The organism is Ferrithrix thermotolerans DSM 19514, assembly GCF_900128965.1.
Lineage (GTDB): Bacteria > Actinomycetota > Acidimicrobiia > Acidimicrobiales > Acidimicrobiaceae > Ferrithrix > Ferrithrix thermotolerans.
On the sequence record NZ_FQUL01000001.1, the window covers coordinates 155,587 to 166,012 of the forward strand.

The following is a 10,426-nucleotide window of genomic DNA, read 5'->3' on the forward strand; positions in this document are numbered from 1 at the left end:
GTAAGTCGCTCATTGAGATCCAAGGCGCTGAGTCAGACTATACATCCACCGGGAACCACTCGAGATCGCCCGAAGATCTCTTTTCGATGGATAGCGTTTATCCTCGCTCTATCCTTTACTGCGTCGGCCTGCCAGATAGTCAACTCCGCTCCATTGACGCAGAGTCGCGTCGTCACCATAGGCACCTTGTACGCAGGCAGCGGTGCGTTTGAGAGTTCATCCTTGCCAGAGCTTGAGGGTTTGAAGTTCTGGATCCATGAGGTCAATAAACGAGGAGGAGTATATGTTAGGGCGTATGGAGGTCTTGCCACTGTAAATCTCGTGGCACTTGATGACAAAAGCTCGCCCTCCCTAGCTCGCTTACTCTACCGGGAACTTATCACGAGATACCACGTCAATCTACTGGTGTCCGACTTCGGGTCGGTGCTCACACAACCCGCCATCGCCATGGCCCAGCAGCACCAGATGGTGCTGTTCGATCAAAGTGGAACGGGGTCCGGTTTCTTCCTCGCTAACGACCCTTTCTTGGTTCTATGCGATCTACCGACCTCACAGGTATGGCCTCTACCGCTTGGCAAGTTTCTGTTAAGACAGATGGTCAAGCGCGTGGCGATAATCTACGCCTCAAATCCTTTCGACTCAGCACAAGACCAAACGGTATCGACGGTACTAACCAAAGCAGGGCTACCTCCTGTCGCAAATATCTCTGTACCCACCTCAACCACCAATTATGCTCGCTACCTTCGTCAGATAGAACCCTTGAAACCTAAAGCGGTAATAGAGTTTGGATACTTCAACAACGACGTTGCATTTTTGAATCAGATCTACCACACTCCACTTGACGAAGCTTTGCGCTTCACGGCATTTCCCGGACAACTGTTATCTGACTTTATAGGTAGGGTACCCCCGCAGGCATTAGCGGGCACCTTCACCTATAACTTTCCTCCCTCGCTCCGCTACAGAACGACTAACTCAGGTCTAGATACTCAGAGATTTGACGAGATCTTTATGGCGTGGTCGAAGCATCCACCTAACTTCCTAGACGTTGCTGGATACAACACAGGTTTGATAATACAAGCCTCTCTACAACACGCAACGGACGATACTCAGCTTGGCATTCGAGCTGCGCTAAATTCGATCTCCGGCCACCTAAACACACTAGAGGGTACCTTTGAGATCGACTCATCCGGTGCCCAGCTAGGCGAGTCGCTTCCCATAGCCAAGATACTTTATCGGCACAGAACGGAAAACTTCATGAGTTTAAAAACTGTATACCCATAGACCGCTTAGCTCACAGTAGCTCCAATCACTACTTCAGCATCGACATAATTGATACAAGCTCATACCCTAGGTGTGCTGCTGCGATCGAGGTAATCTCGGCATGGTCGTAAGCGGGAGCAACCTCAACTATGTCCGCTCCAACTATGTTTGCACCCTGCAAAGCCCTCAAGATATGCAGGAGTTCTCTTGAGGTCAATCCCCCTGCTTCAGGCGTTCCGGTTCCTGGTGCAAAAGCGGGATCAAGAACGTCGATATCGATTGAGACATACAGAGGGGCATCATCTAGCTCTTCTCTAAGTTGCATTGCACAGTCTCTCCATCCCCTCTCCTCCACTTCGGATACCCCGATAACCCTGAAGCCAAAGCTCTCATCGTCATCTAGGTCCGAACGGTCGTACAGAGGTCCCCTGGTGCCGAGGTGGAAACATCTTTGCGAATCTAAAAGATTTTCCTCGAAAGCTCTGCGAAAAGGCGTTCCGTGCGTATAAGGAGCTCCAAAGTAAGTGTCCCACGTATCAAGATGTGCATCGAAGTGAAGAAGAGCCACTGAACCGTAGTGGGCAGCCATCGATCTGAGTATAGGAAGGGCTATGGTGTGGTCACCGCCAAGTGTAAGTACTCTCCTTCCCCGCCTTACATGTTCACTTACCCTGCTCTCTATCTGACCAAGCGCCTCATCGATATTGAACGGATTGACGGCGACGTCTCCGTCATCGGCGACTTGAACATTTTTAAATGGATAGGTATCTAAGGCTGGGTTATAGGGTCTTAGGAGTTTGGAGCCCTGTCTTATCGCACTTGGGCCAAAACGGGCTCCCGGTCTATAGGACACGCCCGCATCGAAAGGCACACCAAGGATGATCACCTGGGCGTCTTTGACCTCATCGGTCGAAGGCAAACGCGCAAAGGTGCTAGAGGTGAGAAACCTCGGAGCTACTAGAGAATTAGGTGGGCCAAGCGGCTCTTTGTCCATATTTTCCTCCCGATGTTACACGACACTAGCTCTGACAACAATGTGTCGATCGGAAAGCTTGCTGCACTCGACCGATACCTCATACCTCTGCCAGGTAGGCGTTATAACTTTTAAAAAAATACCAGTTTTTGAAATATTTCTAAAATACTTTGTCACACAGATTGCAACGTTCGTTTATTATAGGTCAAATCAACGTCAAGGGGGTATGTTGCAGGTGGCAGACGAGATCAATATCAAGGCACCTATAGGAATAGAAAAGCACTCAATAGATTGGATTCCAGATCAAGAACGCCACGGAAAGCTATGGCACCAGGCGCCCCTTTGGTTTCTTGGTAACTTCCAGTACTTTACGATTCCAATAGGCTTCATTGGGCCCTCCCTGGGTCTATCCATCTGGTGGACCTTTGTGGCAGGGGCATTGGGAATCGTAGTGGGCACAACTTTCATGGCTTTTCACGGCTCCCAAGGACCAAAGCTGGGACTACCGCAGATGATACAGAGTCGGGCGCAGTTCGGCTACAAAGGGGTCGTCATAGTACTCTTTGCCGCTCTGTTCACCTACGTAGCCTTCAACGTCACAGACCAGGTTCTTATGGCCCAAGGACTGTCAGGTGCATTTCACTTCAACGCTCAATTAGTGTCGTTGGTTGTGACCGTTATTGCAGCAGTCCTAGCCGTTCTAGGACACGACTGGGTACATAGGGTATTTCGTGTTCTGCTCGCTGTTTCGTTCCCTCTGATGGTAGTACTCACTATCGGTGTGATTTCAGGACACGCTGGAGCAGTGCCCAACAAGACCCACTACGGTTTCAGCGGAGTCGGTTTCATGGCTGAGTTCTCGGCCGCTGCAGCTTACAACATAACCTACGCGCCTTACGTCTCGGACTACTCTCGATACTTGCCCGGCAAAACAAGGAGCTTATCGGTCATCTTCTCCGTCTTCTTCGGTGCGTCCACCTCGGCCATCTGGCTCATAACTTTAGGAGCTTGGCTCGCAGTTGCACTAGGAGCATCAGACGGACTCGTCGGTCTCAAGGAGGCCGGCAACAACTTCATTGGGGGTCTCGGGTCTTTGACGGCCATATTCTCAGCTGCTGCCTTGGTAGCTACTATGGGCATGAACGCCTATGGTGGTGCACTTACACTTCTCACAGGAATCGACGCTTTTCATCGCATCAAACCTTCTTTGATGAAGAGAGCAAGGGTACTGGCCGTGCTGGCCTTGACTTTGCTTTGGTACTTCGTCGGCGAGTCCATCACTGCAAATGCCGTGAATACGGTCTTTACAGCACTTACACTTATGCTTTACCTTTTAGTTCCATGGACCGCTACTAACCTCATCGACTTCTTCTTTGTCCGCAAAGGCCACTATGCGATCTCGGAGATATTCAACCCAAAGGGCATCTATGGTTCTTGGAGTTGGAGAGGTCTTTTAGCCTACGTGGTTGGATTCCTATTCGAGATTCCCTTTATGGTGCTTCCCCAACTCGGGCCACTTAGCTACACCGGTCCGATCGCCAAAGTGCTTTCAGGAGTCGACATCTCATGGCTTGTGGGTCTCGCTACGACAGCAATCACCTACCTTTTAGTGACAAGATCGCTTGATACGAAAGAGGAGTCATTATTGATCGCAAAGTCCAATGAAGAGCTCCAAAACTCTTTTTCTTGACATCTCCGTCAGTATCGGTCCATCTCTAAGGTAGTAAATTGAAAGAGTTCCGAATTGGGCAGCGCCTAAGACACGCCAGAGAAAATACCCAACTCTCGCTCCAAGAGCTGTCTACGCGAACCGGCCTCTCCAAAGGTTTTTTATCGAAGGTCGAGCGAAACGAGACAACTCCATCTATCCCCTCACTCATCTCCATAGCAGAAGCGGTGGGGATCTCGATGGAAGAGTTGTTTCGAAAACCAGAGACGACCCTTGTTAGGGCGTCGGATCGACCAACGGTCACATTGCCGGGCAAGTTTGTGGTAGATACCCTTCTTACTTCAATAACAGAAAAGCGCGTCGCAGTGATTGAGACCGTCGCATCAAACAACGGCTCAGGTGGAGATCAGCTCTATAGCATCCCAAGTGACTGCGAGGTCTGTTACGTGATCCAAGGGCAGATCGAGATCAACTTAGATGGAGACCTTTACAGCCTTAGTGCTGGAGACTCCCTTACCTTCAACGCCAAGATACCTCACACCTGGAGGTCTGTATCTAAGACTTCTCCCGCAAAAATTCTATGGATAGTGGCACCCGCGATGCCAGACCCCCTGTTCTACGCAAATGTTCCAGAGCGCACCCAGGATCTAAAGTGACTCTAACCGTTGCTGCGGTGCAACTTTGCCAAGCCTCAAGAAATACGGAAACTAGTCTCCGCAAGGCACTTAGCTACATCGAGGTTGCTGCTCAGGCAGGAGCACAACTAGTCGTACTACCAGAGTTGTTTAGAACCGGATATCTCTTCGAAAGCTACGAAGACGCCCTCCCCTTCGCCGAACCATGCCACGGCAATACCTTCTGCTCGGTTCTGGGAGTCGCAAAGAGGCTGCAAGTGACCGTCGTTTACGGATACATGGAGTTAGAAGAAGATACAGGTCTGCTGTATAACTCAGCCTCTGTGGTAGACGAAAGCGGGCTGGTTGCCAACTACAGAAAACTTCATCTCTTCAGCGCCGATACCACTTGGGCAACCGTCGGGGACCAACTTCCTCCAACCTTTGAGGTCGCCGGCGTTAGCGCAACGGTAGCGATCTGCGCGGACATTGAATTCCCAGAGAGCTTCATCCTTCCATCAGCAGACAAGAGGCCCGCAGTTATATGTCTACCGACAGCGTGGGTCGACGAACCAGCACCCGCCTCGCAGTGGTGGCTCAGAGCGAAGGAAATGAACTGCTACGTTGTTGCAGCTGATCTCAGCGGCGTGGAAAAAGATGTTCGCTACTCAGGAGGAAGCTGCGTAATCTCCGACACAGGGACGGTAGTGGATATAGTTAGTGAATGCGAAGGTCTCGCTCTCGCAGCTATCGAACCTCGCTCGACGCAGATCAAAGTTTCACACCAAGATCTCAGCCCGAAACTCTTCTTAGCTCCATATGACTTTACATCCAATATCCTTAGAGATAGGATTCCATCACCTATCAGTCCACCTGGCTATAGAGCAATAGGGTGTTTCTCCTTTCCAACGAATATGGAGTGGCAAGGCACAACGCCGATTGAGTCCATTTCATCGGTCACTTTGGCCCATATAGATCAAGACAGCTCCGACAGATCAACAGCTCCCGAGTTGTTAGTGATAGCTATAGGTCCGTTGCCAAGCATTGATCAAAAAGGACAAAGTGGGATTGAGCTAGAGTTTCAAAAAGAGGCCGAGAAACTAATTAGTTCGTCCACCTACAGCGACGTGGTGATCGTATTTCCAGCTCCGAACCAAACAGATCAGCGACCGCAATATGTACATGCAGGTCGAAACGCAACCAGGTTCACCAAAGAAGGTACTATCGAACTGCTAGAACCATACCTGAAGATCAAGGTAATCACGGTGGATGAGCTATGTACTTGGGAGCCTGCACGTCTTTTTGCATTGGAAGGCGGGCACATGATAGTTGCGATAGGGAAAGAGAGTCCAGACTTTTCATCACAACCAAGACCTGCTCACCTCTGTGATCCGTATTGCAGTGATGGATACCCCCATGATCTCTCAGTTGGAAGGGTGCGCGCCGGAGAGAACAATCTAATTGTATTAGTGGCAACATCTTTAGCGACTAACGAAGTGTCCTCACAATCAGGCGTATTTGGACCCGACCATACAAGGGTCCCACTACAAGAACACTCGCTCTATATGAGTAATGAAGTCTTAGCCTTTCACCGATACATCCTTGAACCTGGGTCGAATGACCTTGTTTGCCTGAGCGAAAAGCCTTACTTACGACGTCGCAAACCAACCGTCTACGCTACCGCCCTTGGCCCAAAAAGTTACTATAGATATGGTCCAAAGCAATAGCCAAAGAAGGACCAAAGACTATTGGGAGGACGTTCCAGATCGAGGACCCCTTGTTGTTCAACATCCTATGTCGAGCCGTGTGTTTGATCCATCAGATCTATAGATTCTCCTTGAGAGACACTTCCAAGGTCTGAGCTAGAAGAACCATTACGAAGTTGCCACTATGAAACAGCTTTGACGCAATGCGCCGGTAGGAGCACAAAGCACACGAGCCGTTTTGGACTTGGGTCATTTAGGCGTGACGTTAACAAAGACATGATGTTCCAAGGACCGGTCCACTAAACACTACCCTGCAAACGGTAAAGGTGTATGTCAGCTCAGAGACGCCACCGGGTGTCTAGTTGCCTAATTCTTGGTATACCGGTACGCTACAGTTGTAAGGAAGTCCGGCAACTCGGAAGAGAGAGCCACTTCGCGCAGGATCTGTGCAGCTGTCCTTACCGTCTCATCTGAACCTAGCATCTGCACCTCTTGATCGATGAGGTTTTCAACTACCGAGCTTTCAACCCTTACACCCTCTGCAAGTTCGACTGAGTTGTTGACCCATTGCCAGATCTGCGAACGCGCTATCTCGGCGGTTGCCGCATCCTCCATTAGGTTGTAGATAGCCACCGCACCTTGACCTTTGAGCCAGGAGGTGATGTACCTCAACGAGACCGAGACGTCATTTGTTAGCCCCTCCATCGTCATCGTAGCTCCGTTGAAGTTTATATCACTAAGTTCACTCTCTCTTACAACAACGTCGTCCCGCAAGACCTGTAGCTGGTTGGGCCGACCCTTTAGACCGCTTGAAAACACCTCCATACACACAGGTACCAGATCGGGATGCGCAACCCAAGATCCGTCGAAGCCTTGTTGTAACTCGCGACTTTTATCTGATCTCACTCTTTCAAGCGCTGACTCATTTACCGCAGGATCTTTCCTTGAGGGAATGAACGCAGCCATCCCGCCGATAGCGTAAGCGCCTCTTCGGTGGCAACTTTGCACCAAAAGGTCGCAGTAGGCTCTCATGAAGGGCACATCCATTGTGACGGAGTTCCTATCGGGTAGCAGATATCTCGATCCCAGCTTGCCGTAGGTCTTGATAAACGAGAAAAGATAGTCCCATCTACCTGCGTTCATGCCTACAATCCAGTTACGCAGTTCATACAAGATCTCATCGATCTCAAAGACAGCCGGAAAGGTCTCCAACAAGACAGTCACCTTTATCGTTGAATGCTTTAAATCAAACCAGCGTTCAGAAAACTCAAAGATCTCGGCCCAAAGTTTAGCTTCTTCGCCGGACTCTAGTTTGGGCAGGTAGAAGTATGGACCTGACCCGATGGACTCTAGTTGCTTGTAGTTGTGGACTAGATACAAACCAAAATCGAACAAAGCTCCGGCGATGGGATCTCCATCGACCAGCAAGTGGCGCTCCAAGAGGTGCCATCCCCTGGGTCGGATGATGAGAGTCGCAAGCTCATCGCCCAACGCATAGCTCTTGCCTGACCCATTTTCGAAGGTCAAGGTACGGCGGATCGCTTGTTGCAACGTGATCTGACCGCTGACCATGTTCGAGAGACTCGGGGCATTTGAATCCTCGAAGTCCGCCATGAAAACGTCAGCTCCCGAATTTAGAGCATTTATAACCATTTTTGCATCTGTGGGCCCCGTTATCTCGACTCGACGCAACAGCAGGTCTTCGGGGATCTCAGCCGTCTTCCACTCAGAGTCAGTTCGCGCCCTTGAGTGTTCATCGAAGTGAAACCTTTCTCCCGAGCGAAGAGCTTCATTCCTCAATAGGCGTTTCGCTAAAAGACTTTGCCGCTTGGAGCTGAACGCTCCGTGCAACGCCTCCAAGAACACTAACGCTTCGTCTGTGAATAAGCGACCCAAGGCCTCATCATCTACGCCAGAACGTATTAGCTCTATCGCCAAGGCGACCTCCTGCTCTTTGTTTCAATAATTGAAACTATAGTTTTACATAATGGACAAGTCTACTGAACCCACGTCACTATCCGAACCCTCGCTCGTAGTTGGCACATTAGCGAGGGGTCTCAAAGTGCTGTCTTATGTAATTCGCAACGGACCATCGACAAATGGCGAGATAGCAACAGCGCTCCGCCTACCCAAAGCAACGGTTCATCGCCTTGTACAGGTTCTGACGGACCAAGGCTTTCTAGTTGAACTGGATAGTAGAAGCTACACAGTAGGAGTACCATTCATTCTCGCTCAAGAGCAGCTTCAAAACAACACTTTAGGGTTGTTCAAGCCGCTTTTAGAGTCAGTAGCAACGCGCTCTGGGGAGGCCGCAAATCTAGCTGTTCTGAACGGAAATATGGCTCTTTACCTGAGCTCTGTCCGGGCACGCCATCTCCTCGGAACCTTCACTAACCCCGGAAACACAGTTCCACTGCACGCAACCGGAGTAGGCAAGGCGCTACTAGCTTCGCTCGGAGAACAGGCGCCGAGACAATTGATACCCTCTTTGTCTCTGGAGCGATACAGCAAAGCTACGATAACCTCCGCCGAAGGTCTCCTGGGTGAGATATTGAAGATCGGCAACACTGGTCTGGCTTTTGACAACGAAGAGTACACGCCTGGCGTACGTTGTGTCGCAACCTGGATTAGATTAGGCAAAGTAAGCTTTGGGATCTCGATCTCCGGCCCTGTGCAGCGCATTGATCGAGATCGCATGAAAGAGCTATCAGAGATCTTGAAGGACTCCTCAACTAACTTTTGTAGACGTGTTCATGGAGCTGTCTCTCACTGGACCGATTCAGACCAGTTCTCCTAAATCTTTACAGATGGCAGAGCTCTTTGCTCGAGAGATGGCAAACGAAGAACGATGCGAACAGTAGCCGTCGACCACCCACATACTACAGCCGTGACGCCATTGGTCCCAAGCGCCTCTGGCTGAGACGACTCGCAATCACGAACCTACATAAAACCAAGTGTCTAGATGGATCAGATCGGCTGATGTTTTATTCAACCTCTACCAAGTCCACTCTCATCCAGATGAATTCGTATTCCAGGAACTTCCTAAATAAAACTCTCAGAAAAGCCACCGTCGCCGGCACGGTATCTTGTAATCATGAGAATCGACCAAGCACGTACATTAGCCGAGGAGCACTCCAAGGGAGGCGAAGAACGTTTTTGGCGAATTCAAAAAGTAGTGGACCTTGCCAATAACCTGGCAGAGACCATCATCACAGGTCAACAAGACGGAGAGACTCTTATCAAAGCCGCTTGGTTACACGACATTGGGCGCTCGTTTGCGCTCGTGAAGACTGGGCTCTACTTCTTGGACGGCGCCATGTTTCTAGAGGAGATGGGAGAAATAAAGCTCGCCCAGCTAGTAGCGAACTGTTCATTTTCTAAAGAAGAAGCCGAGATCGTTGGGCTTGGCTTGGAGCTTGAAAGATTTCCCTACCACAAAAGTCTCGTCTCGGACTGTCTTAGCTACTGTGACCTCTCTATCGATGATAGGGGTAAAAGGGTGATGTTGAGCGATAAGGTAGCGAGCATCAAAGAGAGATACGGGGATAACAGCAGCACCTACCTAGCCCTTACCAAAGCCTTACCACGAATGAAGGAGGTTTTCCTCGAAGTGGAGACGCTGGTTCGAAGAGAAGCAAGTCTTTAGAAAAGGATCAAACTATTCGTACCCCACCTAGACCTGAACTCTAATCAGTCTCCAACAAATAGAGCTATAGGTGGATCTGTATGACCCGAGGCTGATCTGTAAGCCTTACACTCTTTAAAATGTGGGTCAACCATCACCGTCCACCTGGGGCAGTAAGCCTCGCACACCTCTAACGAATCTAGGTTTGCCAGCAATGGGCTTCGACCGTTGCATCTAAGTGAGCAGTAGTGCGCATCATCAGATGCACCCCTCGCAGGGTTCCTCTGCCTGCCGGGAGCAGGTTTTGGTTCTCGCCTCATCGGCCGCGGCCTCGACGAAGTCGAGGTCTTATGCAGCCTCGCCCGGTGGTCGGTGACCCGGCCATCGGACCTGCCGTCTGTGCCACCTTCAGGTGGCCCGGGTACGTACAGGGCACTGGCGCCAACTACACCAGGACTGGCGTTGTACTTTGGCTAAGTCGCTGATGTTCTTTGCGGCGTTGTGATCCCGGTCCACTTCCTTACCGCATATCTCGCAGGTGAGGGCCTTTGCGAGCTTCTTCCCAGCGAGCGTAGCATC

General features: G+C 50.4%; 10 protein-coding genes. 6 read left to right on the forward strand and 4 right to left on the reverse strand.

From position 1 onward, the window contains the following. Nucleotides 1–32 precede the first annotated feature (32 nt). Nucleotides 33–266: a hypothetical protein gene (locus tag BUA24_RS12765; protein WP_218587376.1), complete on the reverse strand. Its 234-nt coding sequence runs from the start codon at nucleotides 264–266 to the stop codon at nucleotides 33–35. Here BUA24_RS12765 and BUA24_RS00760 point away from each other — a divergent pair. Further along, nucleotides 223–1,281, forward strand: a complete 1,059-nt coding sequence (locus BUA24_RS00760) for an ABC transporter substrate-binding protein (RefSeq protein ID WP_245790231.1) — start codon at nucleotides 223–225, stop codon at nucleotides 1,279–1,281. The two genes, BUA24_RS12765 and BUA24_RS00760, sit on opposite strands and share 44 nt — an antisense overlap. Before the next feature lie 28 nt (nucleotides 1,282–1,309). Here BUA24_RS00760 and speB read toward each other — a convergent pair whose 3' ends face one another. Further along, on the reverse strand, nucleotides 1,310–2,254 hold the full coding sequence (gene speB, locus BUA24_RS00765) for an agmatinase (protein WP_072787750.1): 945 nt from the start codon (nucleotides 2,252–2,254) through the stop codon (nucleotides 1,310–1,312). Nucleotides 2,255–2,468: 214 nt separating this feature from the next. Between speB and BUA24_RS00770 the strand changes: the two genes are divergently transcribed. Genes BUA24_RS00770 through BUA24_RS00780 form a run of 3 tightly spaced genes read left to right on the forward strand, consistent with a single transcriptional unit; the run spans nucleotide 2,469 to nucleotide 6,243 of the window. After that, complete coding sequence (locus BUA24_RS00770; RefSeq protein WP_245790226.1) at nucleotides 2,469–3,923, forward strand: purine-cytosine permease family protein; 1,455 nt, start codon at nucleotides 2,469–2,471, stop codon at nucleotides 3,921–3,923. A 38-nt stretch (nucleotides 3,924–3,961) separates the two neighbouring features. After that, a complete protein-coding gene (locus tag BUA24_RS00775) occupies nucleotides 3,962–4,558 on the forward strand; it encodes a helix-turn-helix domain-containing protein (RefSeq protein ID WP_072787754.1) in 597 nt (198 codons plus the stop codon). Next, nucleotides 4,555–6,243: a nitrilase-related carbon-nitrogen hydrolase gene (locus tag BUA24_RS00780; protein WP_072787756.1), complete on the forward strand. Its 1,689-nt coding sequence runs from the start codon at nucleotides 4,555–4,557 to the stop codon at nucleotides 6,241–6,243. The genes BUA24_RS00775 and BUA24_RS00780 overlap by 4 nt, the downstream gene beginning before the upstream one ends. Before the next feature lie 345 nt (nucleotides 6,244–6,588). On the opposite strand, the gene aceB is transcribed toward BUA24_RS00780, so the two are convergent. Next, complete coding sequence (gene aceB / locus BUA24_RS00785; protein ID WP_218587373.1) at nucleotides 6,589–8,160, reverse strand: malate synthase A; 1,572 nt, start codon at nucleotides 8,158–8,160, stop codon at nucleotides 6,589–6,591. A gap of 49 nt (nucleotides 8,161–8,209) precedes the next feature. Here aceB and BUA24_RS00790 point away from each other — a divergent pair, with 49 nt between their 5' ends. Further along, complete coding sequence (locus BUA24_RS00790) at nucleotides 8,210–9,019, forward strand: IclR family transcriptional regulator (RefSeq protein WP_072787757.1); 810 nt, start codon at nucleotides 8,210–8,212, stop codon at nucleotides 9,017–9,019. A gap of 297 nt (nucleotides 9,020–9,316) precedes the next feature. Then, complete coding sequence (locus BUA24_RS00795; RefSeq protein ID WP_143146306.1) at nucleotides 9,317–9,868, forward strand: hypothetical protein; 552 nt, start codon at nucleotides 9,317–9,319, stop codon at nucleotides 9,866–9,868. Nucleotides 9,869–10,255: 387 nt separating this feature from the next. Here BUA24_RS00795 and BUA24_RS13255 read toward each other — a convergent pair. Further along, a partial coding sequence (locus tag BUA24_RS13255; protein WP_419187289.1) for a zinc ribbon domain-containing protein occupies nucleotides 10,256–10,426 on the reverse strand: 171 nt, incomplete at its 5' end.

What these genes read in the sequence shown, in the direction of transcription:
- speB (WP_072787750.1), bottom strand. Translation starts at nt 2,254, where the DNA reads ATGGACAAAGAGCCGCTTGGCCCACCTAATTCTCTAGTAGCTCCGAGG.
- BUA24_RS00790 (WP_072787757.1), top strand. Translation starts at nt 8,210, where the DNA reads ATGGACAAGTCTACTGAACCCACGTCACTATCCGAACCCTCGCTCGTA.
- BUA24_RS00795 (WP_143146306.1), top strand. Translation starts at nt 9,317, where the DNA reads ATGAGAATCGACCAAGCACGTACATTAGCCGAGGAGCACTCCAAGGGA.